This is a genomic window from Paenibacillus peoriae (genome assembly GCF_022531965.1).
Taxonomy (GTDB): domain Bacteria; phylum Bacillota; class Bacilli; order Paenibacillales; family Paenibacillaceae; genus Paenibacillus; species Paenibacillus polymyxa_D.
The window spans coordinates 1,277,867-1,298,809 of record NZ_CP092831.1 but is presented as its reverse complement, the minus strand read 5'-3'; the positions used below and the strand labels follow the sequence as shown (position 1 = coordinate 1,298,809).

21 protein-coding genes, 2 pseudogenes and 1 other annotated feature are annotated in these 20,943 nt (G+C 44.5%); of the genes and pseudogenes, 13 read left to right on the top strand and 10 right to left on the bottom strand.

The window, feature by feature from the left end; all coding sequences use genetic code 11:
* Positions 1–125 precede the first annotated feature (125 nt).
* Genes MLD56_RS05805 through MLD56_RS05795 form a run of 3 tightly spaced genes read right to left on the bottom strand, consistent with a single transcriptional unit; the run spans position 126 to position 4,420 of the window.
* Complete coding sequence (locus MLD56_RS05805) at positions 126–1,427, bottom strand: response regulator (protein ID WP_029516128.1); 1,302 nt, start codon at positions 1,425–1,427, stop codon at positions 126–128.
* Complete coding sequence (locus MLD56_RS05800; RefSeq protein ID WP_049816919.1) at positions 1,378–3,378, bottom strand: cache domain-containing sensor histidine kinase; 2,001 nt, start codon at positions 3,376–3,378, stop codon at positions 1,378–1,380. The genes MLD56_RS05805 and MLD56_RS05800 overlap by 50 nt, the downstream gene beginning before the upstream one ends.
* A 34-nt stretch (positions 3,379–3,412) precedes the next feature.
* Entirely contained in the window at positions 3,413–4,420 is a 1,008-nt protein-coding gene (locus MLD56_RS05795) for a substrate-binding domain-containing protein (RefSeq protein ID WP_029516126.1), read from the bottom strand.
* Positions 4,421–4,638: 218 nt separating this feature from the next.
* On the opposite strand from MLD56_RS05795, the gene MLD56_RS05790 reads away from it, so the two are divergent.
* Positions 4,639–5,865, top strand: a complete 1,227-nt coding sequence (locus MLD56_RS05790) for an acyltransferase (RefSeq protein WP_029516125.1) — start codon at positions 4,639–4,641, stop codon at positions 5,863–5,865.
* Positions 5,866–6,045: 180 nt separating this feature from the next.
* Here the strand turns inward: MLD56_RS05790 and MLD56_RS05785 are convergent, their stop codons facing one another.
* Entirely contained in the window at positions 6,046–6,315 is a 270-nt protein-coding gene (locus MLD56_RS05785) for an aspartyl-phosphate phosphatase Spo0E family protein (protein ID WP_152526687.1), read from the bottom strand.
* Positions 6,316–6,541: 226 nt separating this feature from the next.
* The gene (locus tag MLD56_RS05780) at positions 6,542–7,939 is read right to left on the bottom strand and encodes a helix-turn-helix domain-containing protein (RefSeq protein WP_029516124.1); all 1,398 of its coding nucleotides are present in this window, start codon (positions 7,937–7,939) and stop codon (positions 6,542–6,544) included.
* Positions 7,940–8,137: 198 nt separating this feature from the next.
* Here MLD56_RS05780 and MLD56_RS05775 point away from each other — a divergent pair, with 198 nt between their 5' ends.
* From MLD56_RS05775 to MLD56_RS05765, 3 genes are all read left to right on the top strand, one after another.
* Positions 8,138–8,587, top strand: a complete 450-nt coding sequence (locus tag MLD56_RS05775; RefSeq protein WP_029516123.1) for an AbrB/MazE/SpoVT family DNA-binding domain-containing protein — start codon at positions 8,138–8,140, stop codon at positions 8,585–8,587.
* Between the two features lie 170 nt (positions 8,588–8,757).
* Positions 8,758–9,264: a DJ-1/PfpI family protein gene (locus MLD56_RS05770; protein WP_029516122.1), complete on the top strand. Its 507-nt coding sequence runs from the start codon at positions 8,758–8,760 to the stop codon at positions 9,262–9,264.
* Between the two features lie 92 nt (positions 9,265–9,356).
* On the top strand, positions 9,357–9,851 hold the full coding sequence (locus MLD56_RS05765; protein WP_029516121.1) for a hypothetical protein: 495 nt from the start codon (positions 9,357–9,359) through the stop codon (positions 9,849–9,851).
* A gap of 85 nt (positions 9,852–9,936) precedes the next feature.
* Here MLD56_RS05765 and MLD56_RS05760 read toward each other — a convergent pair whose 3' ends face one another.
* Complete coding sequence (locus MLD56_RS05760) at positions 9,937–10,407, bottom strand: hypothetical protein (RefSeq protein WP_029516120.1); 471 nt, start codon at positions 10,405–10,407, stop codon at positions 9,937–9,939.
* A 393-nt stretch (positions 10,408–10,800) separates the two neighbouring features.
* Between MLD56_RS05760 and MLD56_RS05755 the strand changes: the two are divergent.
* The 4 genes and pseudogenes from MLD56_RS05755 to MLD56_RS05740 all read left to right on the top strand — a co-directional run.
* Positions 10,801–11,043: pseudogene (locus MLD56_RS05755) on the top strand (hypothetical protein); the annotation flags it as partial.
* An 82-nt stretch (positions 11,044–11,125) separates the two neighbouring features.
* A complete protein-coding gene (locus MLD56_RS05750) occupies positions 11,126–12,199 on the top strand; it encodes a polysaccharide deacetylase family protein (RefSeq protein ID WP_029516119.1) in 1,074 nt (357 codons plus the stop codon).
* 176 nt (positions 12,200–12,375) lie between these two features.
* On the top strand, positions 12,376–13,311 hold the full coding sequence (locus MLD56_RS05745) for a hypothetical protein (protein WP_346780034.1): 936 nt from the start codon (positions 12,376–12,378) through the stop codon (positions 13,309–13,311).
* A gap of 75 nt (positions 13,312–13,386) precedes the next feature.
* Positions 13,387–13,623, top strand: a complete 237-nt coding sequence (locus tag MLD56_RS05740; RefSeq protein WP_013309068.1) for an NHLP leader peptide family RiPP precursor — start codon at positions 13,387–13,389, stop codon at positions 13,621–13,623.
* 99 nt (positions 13,624–13,722) lie between these two features.
* Here MLD56_RS05740 and MLD56_RS05735 read toward each other — a convergent pair whose 3' ends face one another.
* Together MLD56_RS05735 and MLD56_RS05730 are read right to left on the bottom strand one after the other, a co-directional pair.
* A complete protein-coding gene (locus tag MLD56_RS05735; RefSeq protein ID WP_029516117.1) occupies positions 13,723–15,612 on the bottom strand; it encodes a sensor histidine kinase in 1,890 nt (629 codons plus the stop codon).
* Positions 15,613–15,744: 132 nt separating this feature from the next.
* Positions 15,745–16,032 carry a hypothetical protein gene (locus MLD56_RS05730; RefSeq protein WP_029516116.1) on the bottom strand — a complete coding sequence of 96 codons (288 nt, stop codon included), beginning with the start codon at positions 16,030–16,032 and terminating at the stop codon, positions 15,745–15,747.
* Between the two features lie 183 nt (positions 16,033–16,215).
* Between MLD56_RS05730 and MLD56_RS05725 the strand changes: the two genes are divergently transcribed.
* The 4 genes and pseudogenes from MLD56_RS05725 to MLD56_RS26040 all read left to right on the top strand — a co-directional run.
* The gene (locus tag MLD56_RS05725) at positions 16,216–16,476 is read left to right on the top strand and encodes a hypothetical protein (protein ID WP_029516115.1); all 261 of its coding nucleotides are present in this window, start codon (positions 16,216–16,218) and stop codon (positions 16,474–16,476) included.
* 91 nt (positions 16,477–16,567) lie between these two features.
* Entirely contained in the window at positions 16,568–16,747 is a 180-nt protein-coding gene (locus MLD56_RS05720; protein ID WP_029516114.1) for a hypothetical protein, read from the top strand.
* A gap of 101 nt (positions 16,748–16,848) precedes the next feature.
* Positions 16,849–17,119: a binding site (T-box leader), on the top strand.
* An 88-nt stretch (positions 17,120–17,207) separates the two neighbouring features.
* Positions 17,208–18,290, top strand: coding sequence for a bifunctional 3-deoxy-7-phosphoheptulonate synthase/chorismate mutase (locus MLD56_RS05715; protein ID WP_029516113.1), 1,083 nt, complete (start codon positions 17,208–17,210; stop codon positions 18,288–18,290).
* A 179-nt stretch (positions 18,291–18,469) separates the two neighbouring features.
* Positions 18,470–18,637: pseudogene (locus MLD56_RS26040) on the top strand (hypothetical protein); the annotation flags it as partial.
* Positions 18,638–18,723: 86 nt separating this feature from the next.
* Here the strand turns inward: MLD56_RS26040 and MLD56_RS05710 are convergent.
* Positions 18,724–19,584 (bottom strand): TrmB family transcriptional regulator, encoded by an 861-nt coding sequence (locus MLD56_RS05710; protein WP_029516112.1) that lies wholly within the window; start codon positions 19,582–19,584, stop codon positions 18,724–18,726.
* 154 nt (positions 19,585–19,738) lie between these two features.
* Between MLD56_RS05710 and MLD56_RS05705 the strand changes: the two genes are divergently transcribed.
* Entirely contained in the window at positions 19,739–20,641 is a 903-nt protein-coding gene (locus MLD56_RS05705) for a DMT family transporter (RefSeq protein WP_029516111.1), read from the top strand.
* 115 nt (positions 20,642–20,756) lie between these two features.
* Here MLD56_RS05705 and MLD56_RS05700 read toward each other — a convergent pair whose 3' ends face one another.
* A complete protein-coding gene (locus MLD56_RS05700; RefSeq protein WP_023987319.1) occupies positions 20,757–20,936 on the bottom strand; it encodes an aspartyl-phosphate phosphatase Spo0E family protein in 180 nt (59 codons plus the stop codon).
* Between the last annotated feature and the right edge of the window lie 7 nt (positions 20,937–20,943).

Sequence of the window (20,943 nt, the reverse complement as noted above, 5' to 3'; positions counted from 1 at the left end):
TATAGATATTTGTTCGTTATCCCCAGCGTAACAAACCCCTGAATGCCTAGGTGTGATTACACACACATTTTTTTAGCATTTATCATCATAAGACCGTGTAGGGCAATTCTACATTCCAATTATTCCTATTCCGACGAATTTTCCTGAATTCCCCCGCCTTTACGGTACTGCACAGGAGACACGCCCATGGTCTTTTTAAAAGCGGTGCTAAAATAGTGCTGACTGTCGTATCCCGTACGTTCTGCTATATCATAGATAGACAACGTCGTGGAATCCAGCAGCTGCACTGCTTTACGGATACGGGCACGCGTGACGAGGGTCACGAAGCTGTCGTTGAGCTCCTTTTTCAGCACACGGCTGAGATATACGGCGGATACTTGTAGCCGCGAAGCAAGGGCTTCCAGCGTCAACTCCCGGTCTGCGTAGCCTTCCTGAATAAGCTGCCGAGCACGGCGTACGATGGGAGACAGCTGCGATTCGCCATACACCCGATCCCGACACACCCGGTACGCATCCATTGCGCCTTCCAGCCCACCCGCGTTGGATTCCACATGCGTATGAACCGCTATATTCAGGTAGCGTCCAATCGCCTGCTCCATGGCAGCGCCAATCGTCTCGGGTGCCTCCTGCCACAGGCATATGCCGATCAGCCCGTTCGCATCGCGGAACAATACATGTGGCAGGTCCTCCAGCAGTTCGCCAATAATATTCTCAGCGGCAAAAAGAAACAACTGGCGGTCATTCTCGCGCATAATCGTCTGCCGGGCCTCTGCCGCTGGCCACCGTACGACACCGATCTGAGCAGGCGGCCGCGATGGAAGCCGTAAAAACGCCAACTGCTCCATGACGTCTATGCCCGTATGTTGCCCTTCCAGCCATTCCAGGCAAAACCGCTGGCGCAACAACGGAATATTCCGCTCAATCTGCCCGGCAGCTTGTTCTACATAGGCGGCACGCTTACGCTCTTCCTCGAGCCGCTGACCGAGCCGTGACAGCGCAGCGTGAAGCTGCTCAGCATCTACCGGCTTCAAGATATAATCCTCTACGCCAAGTCGGACTGCCTCCTGCGCATAAGCAAATTCATCATGCCCGGAAATGATTAGACAGCGGCACTCCGGACGTACTTCCCGCAGCCGACGAATCAGTTCAATCCCGTCCATGAACGGCATATTCATATCGACCAGCATGATGTCTATGCTAAGCTGACCCACCAGCTCCAGCGCTTCTTCACCATCCTCCGCCTCAGCTGCAACCTCCATGCCGAGTGCCGCCCAGTCTATGCAATCCCGTATCCCCTCTCGGATGATCGGCTCATCATCTGCAATCAATACTTGGTAACGCTGTGCTGTCCCTGTTATCACTTCCGTTATGGCCTGGTCAATCAGACTCACCGTCGTTGAGTTGTCTCTGCCCTTTGATTTCGTCATCCTGACCCTCTCCTTTTTCATAAGGCTTCTTCAGTTGCGCCATATCCAGCAGCAACGGATGAGTGATCGTCACGCAGGTACCTGTCCCTTCTGTGCTCTCCAGTACAATTCCATATTCCTCACCAAAAGACAATCGGATACGCGCTTGTACATTCAGCATGCCATAGCTTCTGCCATGGGTACTAACTCCCTTTTGCTGCTGCTTTCCTTCCATCGCCTCCAGGGGTATTTCCAGCCATTCACGCAGTTCACGCAGACGGCCTGCCGTCATCCCTGCGCCATCATCACGTACCGTCAGCAGCAGCTTGTCGCCCTCAGCTTTAGCTTCTATCCAAATCGTGCCTGGGCCTCGTCTGGCCTTGATGCCGTGATAAATCGCATTTTCCACTACAGGCTGAAGCATTAACTTCAACACGAACAGATCCTGTAGCTCGTCGGGTACATTCAATTCCCAGCGAAGTCGGTCACGATAGCGGGTTTGCTGGATTTGCATATAGCTCGATATATGCTCCATCTCGGAGCGCAGCGGAATAAAGTCATCCCCCTTGCTCAGCCCGAGACGGAACAATCTCGATAGCGCTCCTACCATGTCAGATACGTCGTCTGCTCCATTTCTTCGGGCCATCCAATGAATGGTATCTAGCGTATTGTATAGAAAATGGGGCTTAATATGCTCCTGAAGGCTGCGCAGCTCGGCATCCCGTTTTTGCCGTTCCCTCAGTTCGCTAAGGGACATAAGACGGCGAATTTGCTCCAGCATCCGGTTAAAGCTCCGCCCCAACATTCCGACTTCATCCCCACGGTCACTCCATTGGCGAACTGTAAGATCCCCTGTCTCTGCCGTCCGCATATAGGACATCAGCCGGAAAATTGGCTGCGCAATGGAACTCGACAATCGCAAGGATGCCGTTAAGCCAAATAGACATACAATGAAAACAAAACAGACGACATAGAACTGAATTTGTCGCACTTCCAGTGTAGATTCGCGTGCCGGGAATACCCCCACTGTTCTCCAGCCCGTGAATTCGGAAGCCCTGAACATGAATAGCAATTCCCTGCCCCCAGTTTCACGGGTAAACATCCCGCTGTCACCTGCCCCGAACCATTGCGGCGGAATGCGCTCAATCAAAGGCATATCCGGCCTGTACACGCTGCGTCCCTCAGCATCTGTCACCATTAAATAGCCACTTTTGCCCAAGGTTACATCTCTGGCGGCCTGCGACACAGCCCGTAGCTTGAGGTCAATCATTATCGCGCCTAGCACGCGTCCGGTTTCCGAATCCGTAACCGAACGAACGACGGAGACAATTTCACTGTCCTTGTACCGGACATGAGTGGTCACATTACGGTGGCTCGGCTGTCCTAGCACAGTGAATATGCCTGCATGCTGCGCCGCCTGTTGGTACCAATCTTCTTCCGTCAGGCTACGCGTGCTTCGAGCATACATTTCGTTGCTGATATAGTCGCCTTTTTCGTTCACGATCAGAATCCCTGCAATTTCAGGATATAACGTAGTATAGCCCTGCAAAAATTGCTTCATTTTATACACCGTATCCTGCTCCTGTACAGAACTTAATGCCTGCTTGGAGCTGAGAGCCTGATTTTGCCCCGAGTTCTGAGTCTGCTCCCCCTGGTTTTCCGGTGTTATTACACTCGCATGACCCGCGTGGCCGTCAGCCAGCGTCTTCCCTTTCCAGAACTCCCCGATATCGGGGTTAAAAGCAATCAGATACGTCATGTTCTGCAAATTTTCCATTTTGGTGTCCAGTGCTTCGTTTACCTTGCCAATCAACTGCATCGTATGGTCTTCCACCTGCCGCTCAATAATCCGTTCCACCGTCCAATTGACCAGCAGACCTAATCCCAGCGAAGGTACAATGCCAAACAACAGGAACAGCAGCATGAGTTGATAGCGTAAGGGCATATTGCGCAAGCGTAACCGCGGCATCATGTGGTGCACTCCTAGCTGGATACGCTTCCAAAATTTATTTCGCATAATAATCATCTACATTCGCCTGGGTGACAACAGAGATTCCAGTGTCTACCCGCACGGGCAGCGGAGTGTTGTCTCCGGTGGAAGAAGGCGCAGGAGTCGTCAAATGATGATGCAGATGGAACAGATATTGAAGCGACCAATAGCCCATATTCCATGTTCCCTGAGCAATTGTTGCCGAGATTGTGCCACCACGAATCATATCCAATGTCGCTTTATTCGTATCAAAAGAAATGATTTTCAGCGGGTGGCTGTTTTTTTGACTCAGTACCGCTTCACCTACACCTATTCCTCCCGTTGCTTCGGTCACAAAAATGCCCGCCAGTTTCGGATAAGCTTTCATCAGCCTTTGCGACTCATCCCGGGAGACCATCGCGTCTGCGCGGCCATCCGCTACTTCCACCACCTTCATGGCAGGATACTGCCGCTGTATGGTATCGCGAAAGCCACGCAAGCGTTCCTCATGATTTTGCTGACCGGGTAGCGTCAAAACAGCGACTTGACCTTCTCGTCCCAACAGCTCTGCCATTTTATCCGCAGCGGTCACGCCCGCCTTATAATTATCCGTGCCCAAAAAAGAATACGCCCGACTCCCCGGCGCTTCGGCATCAAACAGTACCACAGGAATGCCCGCATCCAGCGCCTTATTAATTACCGGAATCAGAGAGTGAGGATCAATCGCTGATATGGCAATCCCTGCGGGCTTACGAGCAATCGCCTGCTCAATAACGGTCGTCTGCTCCTGCGCATCATAACGGGTAGCTCCCCGATACTCCACAGTCACTCCCAAAGCATCTCCTGCATCCTCGAAACCCTTGAGCCCGCTTTTCCAATACTCCAAGCCAGACTGGAAGGTAATCATCATATAGGTTTCTCCGATGCTGCCTCGTAGCCCCTTATCTTCCCAAGTACCATTCAACGGGCCAGTTTGTTCATACCTGAACACATAGAGAGCAAAGGCCGCAATCAACAGCATATATACCAGCAGCGTTTTTTTCATCCTTCCTCTCCTTTTCCTGTGTGTATCCTTAAGTTATAAATTCACTTTAATTTATTCTGGTTTCACTTAGATTGTAAACGCAATCATATTAAATTGGAACTACTTCACTCTTCTTACTTTCAGGTGGCGTTAATCCTGCACTAATGTTTCTACGTTACAATACCTACAATTGTGCTAGGAAAAACATATGCGTATCTTGAGGAAAAGGAGTGATATGGATGAGCAAGCCGCGTATCGCGGAGTGGACAGAACTACGGGGTCTTGCCTACCTCGCTGTCGTGCTTCAGCATTGCATTGGCGAATATATTTATCGCAGCGACATCCAACAGCCAGATTCCGTTATGCTCGCGATGCTGTATCATTTGACACGTTTTGGCACACCGACGTTTGTTTTCCTGTCTGCGGCGCTGCTTTTTTATAATGGTAACAAACCGATTGGCTACCCTCGCTATATTGGCAGGCGGTTTCGAGATATTTATGTTCCTTTCCTCTGCTGGACGGTTATTTATTGGGTATGTACTCAAAACTGGTCAACGGCGCAGTGGGGAAATATTTATTTTTACAAAGGTATGTTCGAGGAAATGATCATCCCCGTCAGCGGATATCATCTATGGTTTGTAGTGATGATCTTTCAGTTTTATATTTTGTTTCCTTTATTTTCAAAAGCAGCCGGGCAGGTTCAAGCGTTTCTACATCGTTACAGCACGAAAACACGCAAACAGCTTGTTTTGGCTGTTATGCTGATTGCCGCTGCGGCTTACGCTTTGTTGTTACAATGGTCCTACTATGACATGTCTGCATGGAGCACTGGGTTGCCGTCCTTTTGGCAGACTCTGTTAGATTACCGCACTTATAACTTTGTTATGTATTTTTTCTATTTTATGCTGGGCGCAGTGTGCGCCTATATGACGGACACCTGGCGGGGATTGGCCCGACAGACGTTGCCGTGGAATGTATTTGTCTTTATTGGTTTGTTCATGCTCATGGGTCACACGATGCTGATCCAGTCGGGTGATACGATCAATCTCAATATTTCTACTTATCTGAAACCAAGCACCTTCGTGCTGATTGTCTCGCAGTTGCTTTTGTTGTACGGACTGCTGCTTCATTTGCAAAAAGACAAGCGGTCCGAGCCGTTTCGCCGTATGCTGAACTGGATTGGACGCTATTCCTTCGGAGGATATCTGGCCCATGCGCTCGTGCTGTCCTTTATATCCTACTACACCCGCCCGCTTGCACTGGGTGATCATCATTTTACAGCTACGCTCATTACGTTTGTCGTCGTGGCAAGTGTTTCTCTGGGCATCAGTTGGCTCTTTGCCCATCTGCCCGGCGGCAACTGGATTGTTGGCTCCAAAGGCAGACAGCGGTTGAACTGGCATTCGTTTCGTTTCCAGTTACTTTCCTCTAAGCGCGCTTCCAAAAGCACGCAGGAGCTTGGCTAAACTTGTGCGTCTGTGTTTCAGCATGGGGTTATAAATCCAATGGACTTTGGCAGGGCTCTCTTATGGAGCTCTGCTTTTTTGCTGCCTTAGTATGCTGCCCCCAAAAAAATGATTAACATTTTATGACATGAATATGTATTTTATTTTAAAATAAGTCATTATATAGAATAATAATAAACATTACGTGGGAGAAGTCACAGTTTTGCATAAAGAGAAAGGGGAGGATGGACTGAACATAACATCGTCGTTGTTAATGATCTGATCCAAAACATGGTGAGGCTGCTTTCTGGTCTGATACATACGGTTGTACTGATTAATCAGTTCATCCAAAAGCATAGACTGTTCAAGTACACAAGCATGTCCGAAGCCATGCTCTGCGTAAAGATCATGCAAGTGTTGTCTGGCGTGTTCCATTTGTTGAATTAACGTTTCCGTTTTATCCCTGTTCATCCTGCATACCTCCTATTGAATCTTATTTTAAGGAGGGATGTCCAACTACTTAAGAACCTTTTTTGAATCAAAAAATTACAAAATAATACAAAAAAAGACCAGCAATAAGCTGGTCCAGGGTAATAAATTAGTGCTTGGTCAAGATCCACCAACGTGTCCTTGTGTTTGGATTGTGTCATGGCTTAGATTTCCAGCCTGGGCTGGTACTGTGAATACCAGTAAAAAGCTAGTTACCGTCAAGCAGAAAGCCATCCTTTTGATCATTTCTCTCCCACACCTCCTCATAAATAGATTGGAACTGAGCATGTGTTTCAGGAGCCGCATGTGTTTTGAAATGAGAAAATAGTCCAAAACAATTGGCAATAAGTAGTACGTGGTTAATTGTAACAGCTTTTTCAAAAGCGTTTATTAAACAATTGAAACCATATGGATATCTGCCTTTATTTAGGCTGTACTTAGCCATCTTGTACCAAAATCGCACGTATTCTTCAGGTAAAACTTGTTGTGTATACATGTCAGAAGATAACGGCTCCTGATACGCTGCAATTTGGGATTCAAAACGCTTAAGGATATGGTCTACATCTACATTGTACCGATTAGCCACTTCAATGACGTTTATTAATTCGGAAAAAATCTCTTTTTCGGCAGCCATATGTTCTACGTAATCCGGCAGAACACTGATGTCCCCGGACATAAGTCTATTGACGTACGTATTAATTTTCGCCCATTGCAGATACTGCTTCTTCCAATAGAGAGACTCGGAATCTTGTTCCTTCACCCAACTTAGATCGGCATAACCTCGAATATGTTCTAATGCCTGTTCATGATCGCCTTTTGCATCACAAGCATTAGCACACAGCAACTCGGAGTAAACTATGTATACAAACAGCGGCCTGCTTAGCCTTTTTCGCGGCTCTGTTCCTTTACGCTTGGAGTTATGAACCAAATTATATTGGATCTGTCCTAATTGACCCATCTGATGGGCAAATTCATACACCTTGTCCCACATACTTAATGATCTGTACACGTTCGCCAAATCTTTTAAAGCATCTAATTGCTCTATCTCGTCTAAACGATCCACAAAAGGGGCAAATTCAATGGCAGCTTGGAGATTTACAGCTCTATCTTGTCCAATATTGATTTGGAACAAACGATACTGGCAGACCGCCAATCGCTCTGAATGCTGCTGCTTCTCACTTTCAGCCACCTTTTTGTAAAGGTATGCCGCTGCTTCGTTGTAACCGTCTTTGTATACATTTTCGGCAACTTCAAAGAGCGATGGCGGATAATTAGGGTTATCCAATAACATAATTACAACTCGCTGCAAGCAGTCGAGTCGTCCTAGTTCAATGCATCGGTATAGGAAAGGGCAGATTTTTTTCCAGTTGAGCGGAGATTCTTCAATGCATTCTTCAATATAACGTTCGTAAAAATAATCCGGTGGTAAATTCATTCCCGCAGTAATACTATCCAGTTGGTGAACAGAAATAGATCGGTTACCAGTCACAATGCTACTAACTGTACCTACATTCAAATCAATCGTGTGACCAAACTTGGTCATCGTTAAGCCTTTTCGTTTCAGATAAGTTTGAATTTCTGCCTGTATCGTAGGTGTGATTTCCATGGATAAACCACCCTTTCAGCATTTTCATAGAATTTCAATTTCAATAAACAATGTAGTTTGGAAACTAATGGTATAATTATTGATTTTCTTTCACGATAATACCATCTTTTGGAACAAACATAAATGCTTTTACTTTATTGATTTTTATATTTTTTTTAGGAGATCATTGGATGTTGGACAATGGAAGGAGAAGATCACTTGAAAAATACAGGTATGACACGTCCCTTGGATACGTTAGGCCGGATTGTTATTCCTAAGGAGATGCGAACCTCTATGGGGATTCAAGCTGGTGAGTCTTTAGAATTTTATTTGGATGTTGAAACAGGATTATTGAGCATGCGAAAGTATATAGGAGTCTGCTGTCATTTATGCTATTCGGTTCAGGATTTAAGCTATTTCAGGGGTTCATTTTTATGTAAAAAATGCATAAACGATCTGAAGGGAAACATAGGTGTGAGTCAAATGCCTGTTCCTGTTATTAAGGAACCTGCGTGCAAAGAAAAAAGTGTACATCGGTTGTCTTCACAACATTTGGTTGAGAAGCTAAGAAGACTCATGCGCGAGCATCCAAACGCCAAGCAAGGCGAATACGCTGAACGGCTCGGCGTATCCCAAGGCCGTATTTCCCAGCTTAAAAAGCTATTATAGGTATCGCTCAACTCTTATTCTAGCAAAGCTAAATAACCAGTCGCTGGTTGATTTCTTGCGACTGGTTATTTCAACTTCCAAGCCTATATTTGCTGTAAATTATGGAATTAAACCTATCAAAGTGGTATATTGACTCAAAGCTAAAAACTAATGTTGAAGTAGGTGTATAAATGAAATCACACGTTTTAATTTATGATGGTTATGTGAGTTTTGAGATTATGCTAGCAACCTATTTTATGAAAACCAAAGGGGACATTGTTACGATTGGGGTAACCAAAGACCCTGTAATTTCCTATGAAGATTTTAAAGTTACGCCTTCGGTAGCCATTGATGAAGTGTCTGCAGAGGATATTCAACTCCTAATTATACCTGGCGGAGATAACACCCCATTAAAGACGAACAAGCAGCTTCTAGCTCTAATTAATACATTGAATAATGATCATAAAGTGATAGCGACCATTTGTTCTGCCACTGAACTACTGGAGATAGCAGGTGTCTCCTATAAAAATCCTGTGAATCATCCAACGGGTCTGGAGATACACAAGAATATCATTACGGCTAAACCAAATCAGTATGTGGACTTTGCAATTGAAATAGGCAAGGTGATGAACATTTATACTGATGATGAAGATTTAAAAGAAACCATTGATTTTTTTAAGCTCTTTAAAGATAATTGACTCTTCTGCTCTCCCACAACAATCACTTTATGTATGGTGATATTTAGGATACTATAGTGAGGGAATTAGCATACATAAGAGGGGTAATCAAAATGAATGACAAATTAAAGGGGCTATTAGTGGGCTTAACCATTGGTATGATGATTACTGGTGCAACCGCAATGGCTGCATCTGGAACAAGCGTAAATGCTGTTGTGAAAAAGTTTGATGTATTTTTAGAGGGGACAAAAAAGAACACTGCCGATGGCTTGATTTACAACGGAAACACGTATATCTCTGTTAAAGATATTGGGATTGCAGAAAGCAGACAAATCAGCCTCATTGATAATAAACTGTATTTAGGTAAACAGCAAAAGATGATTACAGAAAATCAAGCACTCCATATTCTTTCTGATAAAATAAAAAAGGATGCTGTTAAATATAATTTAAACTTAATGGTTGAAGGTTTGGAAGGAACTAAATATTGTATAAGAGTTTACGAAGATTTCCCTGATCACATTGCAACTTATGGATTCTATTATGTAGATAAATACACCAGTAAAGTAACTAAATATGACATAGCACAAGATAAGGAAGTGGAAATTTAAGGATGGGTTTCCCCCATCCTTTTTTTATTGTCAAACGATCTACTCCTCGACTTATTCAAGAGCAGATATACCACGGTATCCCCGGCTAACGCTTCAATTGAGCTTCATTCGAAGCGCCGGACTTACGATCGAATGTAATCGGGCCTTTACGGTTCACAAGCCGTTTCAAGTCCACGGTCATTTCATTCTTCAACTTATCAATAAGCTGATCTTCTTGGATGCCTTTGCTTTTAGCAACCTCGGCCAACGACTTCCCTTGTCCCAGCTCTTTCTCTAACTGGACAGGAGTGATGCCCAGCAGCTTGGCTACTTTCTCGTTGAGATGGTGATTCAAGCCGCCAGGCCTTTTGCCGTGCCTATGTCTGTGAACATGCCCGTGTTCGTCCTGTGGTTCAGCATTCCATTGGCGGGCTGCCCCTTGGATAGAGGCGTTGGAGGTGATTGCTTGCAACGAATTACCCGGTTCCGTCCCGGAAGCTCCAGCTGCACCCGCAGTGCCATACATCATCACTCCTCCATACAGGATAGCAGCGGTCAGTTTCCATTGTTTTTTCATGTTGCAGACCCTTCTTTCATCCTTTTTAAAATAATATTTTCTTTTCCCGCTATTTTTATTCATATTTTCGCCTGTTAAGTAACCATAAGACGGGAAAAAAGAAATTATGAACATTGCTATCACAATTACACCCAACCTTCGATCTACACGCGCTCCTTGGGAACCCTATCCTGTAGAGTGAGCAAGAATGAATAACTATACTTTCTACAATATAACTTGAAATTTTCCAAGTTATATATTAAGGAAAATATGATAAAATAAAATTGTAAACGTTTACATTTTTATTTTTGGAAAGACATGTTGCATTAAGCTACTACAGAATGCACTGCATCATAGTGAGGCTACAGGAGGAAAGTCCAATGAAACAAAAAAATAAGGTTATTTTTATGGACATCCAAACGCACGAGCAAAACCATATCGGTCAGCGAGCACTTCAAAAAGTGGGAAGACATAGACAAGATGTATGAAGATTCACTTATTGTATAGGGATACCAAAGCAGTCGGAGTGCCAATGTAACTAGTAATACAATTACGATTGGCGGCAATAATGGCACCAGAAACCAAGAGATCGAGCTCGTTGTAATAGCCGATGACGGAACATGGAATGCTTATGTTGATTATTTGGAGATCAACTAAAATTTCAAATCTAGTAAAGAGTTGAATCGGTTCGGAGTATCGGAACATCCATACTATATTAAAATAGCTAGGAGGTAGACCCATGTTTATAGCTAAAGCAGGAAAATGGACGGCGATTATGTCAATCACCTTGTCTTTATTCACAGGCTCGCTGGTGATCTCGAGCAACCAGGCGCTTGCGGCTGATTGCTCGAGCGGTTATGTAGCGTTAACCTTCGACGATGGTCCCAATCCCTCTAACACCAAAGCGCTTCTTAGTGCTCTGAAGCAAAACGGTTTACGCGCGACGCTCTTTAATCTTGGACAAAACGCGCAGAATAATCCTTCGCTTGTACGTGACCAGCAAGCAGCAGGCATGTGGATCGGTAATCATTCATGGTCACATCCGCATATGACACAACTGAGCACATCGCAGATGTCATCGGAAATTACACGCACGCAGCAAACGATACAGTCCATTACTGGCACGGCACCAAAGTTGTTCCGTCCTCCGTATGGCGAGACCAACGCAACCCTCAAATCCATTGAGACCCAAAACGGTCTTACCGAAGTATTGTGGAACGTTGACTCCCAAGACTGGAACGGCGCCTCCACCGCACAGATCGTAGCTGCTGCGGGCAAACTTAAAAACGGCGATGTGATCCTGATGCATGATCAGTACCAGACTACACTCCAAGCTATTCCACAAATTGCACAGAACCTCAAAAATCGTAACCTTTGCTCTGGTATGATCTCACCAAGCAATGGCCGGGCGGTAGCGCCTGATGGCGGAAACGGCGAAACGCCGCCAAACAAAGGCACAAAAGTGGAAGCAGAGAATATGACCAAAGGCGGTCAGTATACTTCAAATATCAGCTCGCCGTTCAACGGAGTGGCTTTATACTCCAACAATGATTCAGTGAAATTCACACAGAATTTTACCAGCGGCACCCATAGTTTTTCACTCCGTGGTGCTTCAAATAATTCCAACATGGCCAAAGTTGACTTGAAAATTGGTGGACAAACGAAGGGTACCTTCTACTACGGCGGGAACAGTCCTGCGGTCTATACTTTAAACAATGTCAGCCATGGAACCGGAAATCAAGAGATTGAGCTTGTTGTAACAGCCGATAATGGGACATGGGATGCTTATATTGACTATTTAGAGATCATCTAATTTAAAAAAACAAAATCCCGGCGGGATCTTCCCAACCGGGATTTTTGTCGATATCCTTTTTACAACATTCTCAATGTAAAAATAACAAAATCTTGAAAATTGCAATCTGTTGTATAATGGCGGGTAACAACTAGAAGTCGCTATAAAAATATTCATAAGAGATGCAGGTGATGGCGATGGAATGGTATTTTGCATACAAAGACGAATTGGAAAAAGTATTTCGTCAAGCGGAGGAACGGACGTCCACGTTTCCAGCTCCCTTTCAGCAAGAGGGTTTGGACTATCTGGCGCGTTTTAATCCGTTGCGGGAAGACAGCACGCGTAATTACATATGCTATTTGCTTCCATTTTGGCTGCAAGAACTCACAGGACTGCCCCCCGAAACATGCCGCAGGCTGTCACTTGGCAACGTGTTCGTCATGGCTCACTATTTAATTCAAGACGATGTGATGGACACAGCAGCAGACAACCGTAAAACGCAACTCGCTTTAAGTCAACTATTCTATACCGAGTGTCTAAGCGTATATCGGGACCTTTTTCCGGCAACCTCTCCTTTTTGGTCATATGCCCGAACGTATGTTGATGAATGGGCCGTTAGTGTGATATCCGAAGGAACAGAGGACTATTTTCAAGGAGAAAAAAATAAGGTCGCGCTGAAAGCAAGTCCATTAAAAATGGCCGGAACGGGTGCTTTGCTGCTCGCAGGCCGTGCTGATCTGATTCAAAACATTACAAATATGACGGACTTGGCGCTACTCGTGCTTCAAATGTCGGATGATTGGGCGGATTGGTCAGAAGATTTGGTCGAACATAGCTATAACTGTCTTTTGTCCCATATCAGTGCCGAGCTAAAGACGGCTTACTGTGAAGGATTGGGACCCAAACAGATTCAGGAAGCGATTTATGTACGCGGTGCGCTTGCCAGCTATGTGAACATTGCCGATCAAGCAGTCCAACAGTTAGAGACCCTGGAGCCTTCTATCCACGGCCTACATAGCTTTGCACATTCTATCGCAGCTGAGCTGGGCGAAGTGGCGGCAGAAATTGAAGGCGGACGCTCGCATTTGAGAAGAGGCGGACTTGACTACTGGCTCTCCAAAAATATGAAATAATGCTAGATTTTTCTGAGCCCTTCGTGGTATACTGACTAGGTAAATATAACCAATTGAATGAGAGGGTGATTTTTGATGGCTACTGAAGTTCTTCAAACACAAGTCATTCAAAAAGCTTGGGAGGATGCCAGTTTCAGAGAGAAACTGATGACTGATCCCAAATCTGCAATTCGTGATGTGTTAGGAGTCGTGATCCCCGATCATATCCAAATCAAAACATTAGAAGAAACGCCTGATCAGTTTTTTCTGGTAATTCCTCCAGACCCCTCCGGCGTGCTCGCTGCATCCCAGAAACCTCGCTCAATGTGGTAGAATGATTGTTAATGCTTATTTAATCTAGATTCCTTAACCTCATAGGGGTGGGCTCAGCAAGCTTCCCTCCGTTTTCTCCGAACGCAAAAAAGCCGGATATTATCCGGCTACGGGGAAGCGGATGGTCGCTTCTGTTCCCACCCCTTTTGCACTTGTAAAAGTTATTTTTCCATTCATCGTTTCAATAATCCGAAAAGTCACCATCATTCCTAAACCCGTGCCTTTTGTCTTATTCGAAAAATAAGGCTCACCTAGTCTGGATAAAGTCTGAGCATCCATCCCTTCACCATTATCCCGAATATGAATGACAGCTTCTCCGTTATCCACATAAGCCCATATATGAATAAGCCCCTGGTCTCGCAGCGCTTCAATACTGTTTTTGATGATATTGATGAACGCCTGCTTGAACTTGGAGGAATTCCCGCGTACTTTGATTTCCTGGGGAATATCCAGCGAAATTTTTCCACCTTGCAAATTAGCCATTGGACTGATGATTCCTTCAATATGCTTGAATTCGTCCAATATGGTCAACGTTTTGGTTTGGTCAAATTCTGGCTTGGCAAAGGTCAGAAAATCAGTAATAATCGCGGAAGCTCGATCCAGCTCCTCCAGAGCGATATGTAGATAGTCTTTGTTCTTACCATCCTCCTGCTTGCTCATCAACTGAAGAAATCCACGTGTAACTTGAAGGGGATTACGTACCTCATGAGCTACAGATGCAGCCAGATCGCTAATAATCTCCATTTTCTCCGAACGTTGAAGCTCATTATTGAACATTTCCAGTTCTCTGGAATACCGAACCACCTGCTTGTGCTTTTCTGCCAGTCTTCTGCCCAAAATCGCGATCAACGCCAGTACAAAACCGAACACGCCCCATTTCCACAAAAACATATTGTAGTGTCCGTCCAGAATGAAAAACCAGCTCAGTTCCCCGATAGAGATGACTGCAAAAAATGCAAAGCCTGTCGATAAGATGATCGCTTCGTGATCACCCTTAAGTGCCATGCGAACCGAAGCAAATACCAGCAGTATCATTAAGGCGACGAGTAATATACCCAGAATGACTACACTAAAAAAATAATATATGTTGTTCAACCGCTCCTGTGCTCCTAAATTCACAATCATCATGGTAAAGCAGAACAAAGAGTAGGCGGTTAACAACTTTCTGAATTTGCGAATCAGTATAATCGAATTGATGTTTTGCTCAAAAAAGAAGGCTAATGAGGGCAGCAGAATAAATAGTGCCACATCAAAAAGTTGTAAGTACAGCTTGCCATAGCCGCGATAGAATGTATACAAGAATGGTGAATACGTTACGATCATCAGACCAATAGACAATACAATCGCACTTAGAGACAGCCACATGGCCATACTCGGACGGAACAGAAAAAACGAGCAGATCAGCAGCACCAGGGCGATAAAGATAAACGTACTGCCCAGTACAATATCTAAAACATCCATTCTGACCAAGGTCCCCAACAAATCACGATAATCACCGGTCATCACATTACCGATGATGCCCAGTCTTTTCTTACTGCTTTCCGTCCATATGTATAATGTTTTACCGCTGTCTTCCGGCTTCAGCGGAATCAGAATACGATTATTCTCATAATTGTACCCACGGTAGGATTCGTAAAAATTGGTCCCATCCTTATACAGCGTAATATGCCTGCCATAAATATTTTCAAAAAGGATCGCTGGCGTTTCATCATTTAGCGAAGGTAACTTAATACGAATCCAGGCGGAGCCTATATTGCCGGGCTGCCTAAGCAGTTGTGTATCATCTTCAATATGCATCCAGATCTTGCTGGGATTCTTTACCTCATCTAAAGAGCCATCCTCGTCTACCTCTCCCCATCTCATATCCCAGGAGGGTATTTTATAATCCCCTTCCGGGGTCATTTTGGCCGCATAGGCGGAGTGACCCAGCGACAACAGCATCACAATGACCGCTAGCAGGGCGGCGACAGCTTTGGGCACATGCCTCATATTAAGCACCTCAAAGTTACATAGTAGGATTTACAAGTTTGTATACGTTTTAACATTTTTTACGTCCTGAAATTATATTATTCTATACGATGATGTGCATACCTTCTTCACAAGAAGGATATCATGTTCTTTTTACTCATTTTTTGTAAAATCTTCATATTGATTAATGATCATTTCCTGTTCGCGCCGCTCTTTCTGCTCTCTAAGCTCCAACCATGGTTCACAATCTTCATCTTCATAGATCGTCCAAATATCGGAAAATAAATAATCGCGTATTTCTACTATTTTTCCGGCCTGTCCGCCATCTGTCCAGTATAAGCCTTCCGGGCGTCGAATGAGGGTGCGGGAAAATCCCGGGGTAGATGCCTTTTGTCCTACGCGGATACGACTAATCATCGGACCAAACATGTACCATTCCAATTCATATCCCTCCCTATCTTCTTTATCATATCACAGCAGTTACCAAAAAAACGCTAATTGAGAATGGGTATCTCCCTATTCGCATGATTTTAACTTCCTACAGACACACTAACTGAAGGTTTAGCCGTTCCGCTGTTTGGGTAAGGTCGGAATAAGCAACAAAAAGTAAAGGAGCTGAGCAACATGGCAAATCGTGACGATCGAACTACTGAGCTACATGACAATGATTTTGAGCCTTCTCTGCAAAATGCAGAAACCAACTGGGAGAATCTGACCGAAGGGCCGGATACTCCTCTGGAGGACGTACCAGATGCCGATGAACTGACACCGAACAGTCCCGTTGATCCTTCTGCTCCTGCCGAATTCCTGCATGGTACCGATTTGCTGAATGGTACCGATGGGGATGAAGAAGATCAACTGGAAAGCGACGATATGCTGGATTAACCACTTCATTTTATCGAGTGAAAGAAAACGGTTACCCATTCTGCTATGCGGGTAATGTAGTGTATAACAGAAAGGAGTTGACTGATCTCCTATGTATAAAGATCCGATGTCTCAGGCCGATATGGAATACAAACGGTATAAAGCCTTGAATCCTGTGGAAGCAGACGACCGTAGGACTGCGGACAAGACGAATACGGACGATACCTCGACCGAAGATAACCCACGAGGAGTCGCATCTGCGAATCCCGAACCCAGGGATCAAGGAAAATAAAAGGGCAGCAATTCAAGGGAAAAAACTTGAACCTGATAATCAGGGCTTGCCTTCTGTACCTACTTTGTTTAAAATAAGGTCAAATCTTTTGAATACCATGAACAAAGACATCGACGGAGACAAGTAAACGTCTAACGGATTCCCACAGAAAGGTACGAATTGCTGAGAGCGTACCGCAATCCCGCGTTGAAATTCACTCCCGAGTCGAGCCTTGAACCGACAGAAGGATTCATTCCTTTGTCCGAGTAGAGGTTTCCGGAAGCCCCCGTTACGGGCATCAAGCTCAGAAGTTACTGCTGTCGACTGAACGACGTTGACGATTCGTATGTATACTTCTGTAATTAGGGTGGTACCACGGCATTCGTCCCTTGCGGCGAGTGCCTTTTTGTGTTATTTTCTGCAAAAAAGTCCATGGACTGACAGAAAAAACAAATTAAATTCGGGAAGGGTGTAGTACTGTATGTCTACAAATGAAAATTCTTTGGAGCTGCTGCGTGAACAACTCGATGCTACAAATTTGCAATTGCTGGAGCTGCTGTCCCAACGCGCTGAACTGGCCGGACAACTTGGAAAATTGAAGGAAGCTCAAGGGGTACCTGACTTTGATCCGGTACGTGAGCAACAAATGCTGGACAAGCTGATCGCGGCTAACCGTGGGCCTTTTGACGATGCTACGATTCGCCAACTGTTCAAAAATATTTTCAAGGCTTCTTTGAACTATCAAAAAGAAGAACACAAAAAACATCTGATCGTCAGCCGCAAAAATCAACCAGATAGCACAATTATTAAGGTTAAAGATACGCTGGTAGGCGGCAAAGCCTCCATCATGGTCGCAGGTCCATGCTCGGTGGAAAGCTACCAGCAAACTCGTGAAGTAGGTGCGGCTCTCAAGGAAGCCGGTGTGCCGATTCTTCGTGGTGGCGCGTTTAAACCACGTACGTCTCCGTACGATTTCCAAGGACTGGGTGTGGAAGGACTGCAAATTCTCAAACGTGTAGGTGATGAGTTCGGACTGGCTACAATCAGTGAAATCGTCGATCCAAGACATTTGGAGGAAGCGATCCAATACATCGACATTATTCAAATTGGTGCGCGTAACATGCACAACTTTGAATTGCTCAAAGCTGCGGGTGAAACAAGAACTCCGGTTCTGCTCAAACGCGGACTGGCTGCAACAATGGAAGAGTTCCTTCATGCTGCTGAATACATCGTTTCCCGTGGTAACACGCAAGTCATGCTGATTGAACGCGGTATCCGTACGTACGAAAAATGGACGCGTAACACGCTGGATATTTCCGCTGTTCCGATTTTGAAAAAGGAAAGTCATCTGCCTGTATTGGTGGACGTGACTCACTCGACAGGCCGTAAGGACATCCTGGCCCCTTGCGCCAAAGCTGCCCTGGCTGCTGGAGCCGACGGTATCATGGTGGAGGTCCATCCGAACCCGGCAGTCGCTTTGTCCGATGCTCAGCAACAGCTGAACATTCCTGAGTTCCACAACTTCCTATCTGAAGTCAAAGAATCCGGTTTATTCAAAGCGTAAAACTAATTTTATGCTGGGACTTGTAAACCGCTTTCATTTTCTCGGACATTGATGTAAAATCGGATCAGGATTGTGACTGATCATGCAGGCAAAACCTAAATCTTGAATAAAAAGAATACTTACATGGTCATAATCCTAAAAAACATCATAGGAGCGTTCAGAGTGGGGAACAAAAATGAGAGAAAGTAAACACGATTGACTTGCAAGGTAGTGATACGAATGCAGTTAGTTTCACAGTTCCCGCAGATGCTAAGTCAGGGAATACGCTTCATATCATTGCAGAAGTACAGGACAATGGAAAACATCCTTTAAAGCATTATCAACGTGTGATTGTAACCGTAAAATAATAGAACACAACATCCAATAAAATTAGGCTCATGGAATAACACTCCATGGGCCTGTTTATTTTTGCACATCGGACCTCAGACAATCTCTATACACGTTTCATGCTTTTTTCAGTCAAAGGAATATAATATCCTTTGCCATTCGGACCCATAGCAAATTTATTGCGGAGATGGATTAGATTAGGGCCGAATTTCTCTTCTAATTGTTCACGGAACTCATATAGGATTTCCATGATATAAATATCATGAATAATCACTTCCGTAATCGGCATCACCAGACCCGGATGCAACGTCCATGCAGCGCGGCTGTCATCTCCTAGTGAAAGTATGCCAGCTACGACCTCCCGGTCGTCTATGCTAAGTACAATCCACCGCCCCCCAATTTCGGACGTAATCTCTTCACTCATATCATGGCGGTAAACAGTAGCGAAATCAAAGTTAAGCTCCCCATACGCTACAATGATCACTTCAATTCCTTGTTGGGCTACTTGCTCTAAGGCATCTCGGAACACCTCGGCATCCTCTTTCCAAATTTCCAATAAAATTCGGTGTTTAGCTCCTTTTACCCCTTCATTTATACGATTGATAATGGCTTCATACCCCGAAATATTCCAAATATTCTCTCTATTTTGAAATGATGCCGTGTACTGCTCCAAACTCTCTTGCGCCACATTGAAAATCTGCTCTGCTTTGCGTTTTCTCTGGGCAATCAATTCATGTGGCGGAAGCGGCACATACAGAGGCGTATTTTCTTGACTGACCATGATGTCCCCACGGTTGACCATCCCAGACAAAACCTCGTAAATTTTGGATCTCGGAACCCCGGAATTCAATGAAACGGCGTATCCCGAAAGTGGAGAGCTTTCCAATAAGGTCACATAAGCCTTGGCTTCATATTCACTAAAATTCAAATCCCGTAGAATTTCTAATATATTTGGTTTTGGTTTCATGACGTCTTCTCCTCAATTCGTGTTCATCCTTACTATATCACTTCCCCTTGACAAAAACTGATATACACACTATCTTTTTAGTAACGTTTTTATAGTAGTCACTATAGTAGCAACTATTGTATTTCACAGGGGATTACCTCAGGGAGGATTTAACTTGAACAAAGTCATAGCTCATCACAGCGAAAGCAACAGGATTTACTACGGTTCTACGATCCTGGCCCTATTGATCTGGAGTACATCGTTTATTGCCACCAAAGCAGCCTACACGACGTTCCCCCCGCTTACCTTGGGTCTATCCAGATTTATTATAGCTTCCGTAGTGCTAGGTATCGTTTTGCTGATTAAAAAAGAACATGTCAAAGTAAAGCCAAAGGATTTGGCTACGATTTCGTTTAGTGGTGTTTTGGGAATCACTTTATATTTTTCAATGGAGAATATAGGGGTTAGCCTGACTACCGCTTCCAACGCAGCATTGATTGTTGCATCATATCCCGCAATTACGTCGCTGCTTGAGCTTATTTTGTATAAAGTGAAAATATCCAAATATAAAATTTGCGGCATAGCACTGGCCATGATCGGGGTATATTTCTTGACTTCAGTTGGCGAAAGTTCGGATAGTAAGAATCAACTCATCGGAAATTTAATATTAATCGGGACGGGTTTTGCGTGGGCGTTTTACACTTTCATGACGCGTAAGGTTGTGGACAAATATCCACCCGTGACGTTATCTTTTTACCAAACCGTTGCAGGGAGTATCTTTTTTATACCGTTGGCTCTATTAGAAAAGGATCGTTGGCAGGTTCCAACAACAGGATCGTTTATGTTGTTAGTATATCTGGGTGTATTCTGCTCCGTTATCGCGTTTTTGCTTTATAATTACGGATTAATCAAGCTGTCACCGAGCAGTTCCGTTTCTCTGATGAATTTGGTTCCGATATTTGGAGTCTTATTTTCTGTGTTGCTTTTGCAAGAAACGATTACATGGCGCCAAATCATCGGCGGTTTGGTCGTTATTATCGGTGTTTTACTAAGTGCCCATCAAACAAACCGTACCTAAAATGATAGATTGCACACTGTTAGAAAAGTTAAGACAAGCATCGTTGTTATAAGTATCAGCGCTACAATACAAGGGCGAGTGACCTTACCAAAAGTTTCTCGCCCATCGGTTACATTTATGCCGTCGGTTTTTTTTCTTTTATATAAAAAAGGTGGTTATATTGATTGATGAGGTTATCCATAATTACAGACTGTCTGAGCACACTGGCATGATTAAAACCATGTTTTGCTTGCAAAATATACAGCTTTTGACGAGCATTCTCAAGCTGTTGACGCAAAATGTCGTCTCTTATCATAATATAT

What these genes read in the sequence shown, in the direction of transcription:
- MLD56_RS05805 (WP_029516128.1), bottom strand. Translation starts at nt 1,427, where the DNA reads ATGACGAAATCAAAGGGCAGAGACAACTCAACGACGGTGAGTCTGATT.
- MLD56_RS05800 (WP_049816919.1), bottom strand. Translation starts at nt 3,378, where the DNA reads ATGATGCCGCGGTTACGCTTGCGCAATATGCCCTTACGCTATCAACTC.
- MLD56_RS05795 (WP_029516126.1), bottom strand. Translation starts at nt 4,420, where the DNA reads ATGAAAAAAACGCTGCTGGTATATATGCTGTTGATTGCGGCCTTTGCT.
- MLD56_RS05790 (WP_029516125.1), top strand. Translation starts at nt 4,639, where the DNA reads ATGAGCAAGCCGCGTATCGCGGAGTGGACAGAACTACGGGGTCTTGCC.
- MLD56_RS05785 (WP_152526687.1), bottom strand. Translation starts at nt 6,315, where the DNA reads ATGAACAGGGATAAAACGGAAACGTTAATTCAACAAATGGAACACGCC.
- MLD56_RS05780 (WP_029516124.1), bottom strand. Translation starts at nt 7,939, where the DNA reads ATGGAAATCACACCTACGATACAGGCAGAAATTCAAACTTATCTGAAA.
- MLD56_RS05770 (WP_029516122.1), top strand. Translation starts at nt 8,758, where the DNA reads ATGAAATCACACGTTTTAATTTATGATGGTTATGTGAGTTTTGAGATT.
- MLD56_RS05765 (WP_029516121.1), top strand. Translation starts at nt 9,357, where the DNA reads ATGAATGACAAATTAAAGGGGCTATTAGTGGGCTTAACCATTGGTATG.
- MLD56_RS05760 (WP_029516120.1), bottom strand. Translation starts at nt 10,407, where the DNA reads ATGAAAAAACAATGGAAACTGACCGCTGCTATCCTGTATGGAGGAGTG.
- MLD56_RS05750 (WP_029516119.1), top strand. Translation starts at nt 11,126, where the DNA reads ATGTTTATAGCTAAAGCAGGAAAATGGACGGCGATTATGTCAATCACC.
- MLD56_RS05745 (WP_346780034.1), top strand. Translation starts at nt 12,376, where the DNA reads ATGGAATGGTATTTTGCATACAAAGACGAATTGGAAAAAGTATTTCGT.
- MLD56_RS05740 (WP_013309068.1), top strand. Translation starts at nt 13,387, where the DNA reads ATGGCTACTGAAGTTCTTCAAACACAAGTCATTCAAAAAGCTTGGGAG.
- MLD56_RS05735 (WP_029516117.1), bottom strand. Translation starts at nt 15,612, where the DNA reads ATGAGGCATGTGCCCAAAGCTGTCGCCGCCCTGCTAGCGGTCATTGTG.
- MLD56_RS05725 (WP_029516115.1), top strand. Translation starts at nt 16,216, where the DNA reads ATGGCAAATCGTGACGATCGAACTACTGAGCTACATGACAATGATTTT.
- MLD56_RS05720 (WP_029516114.1), top strand. Translation starts at nt 16,568, where the DNA reads ATGTATAAAGATCCGATGTCTCAGGCCGATATGGAATACAAACGGTAT.
- MLD56_RS05715 (WP_029516113.1), top strand. Translation starts at nt 17,208, where the DNA reads ATGTCTACAAATGAAAATTCTTTGGAGCTGCTGCGTGAACAACTCGAT.
- MLD56_RS05710 (WP_029516112.1), bottom strand. Translation starts at nt 19,584, where the DNA reads ATGAAACCAAAACCAAATATATTAGAAATTCTACGGGATTTGAATTTT.
- MLD56_RS05700 (WP_023987319.1), bottom strand. Translation starts at nt 20,936, where the DNA reads ATGATAAGAGACGACATTTTGCGTCAACAGCTTGAGAATGCTCGTCAA.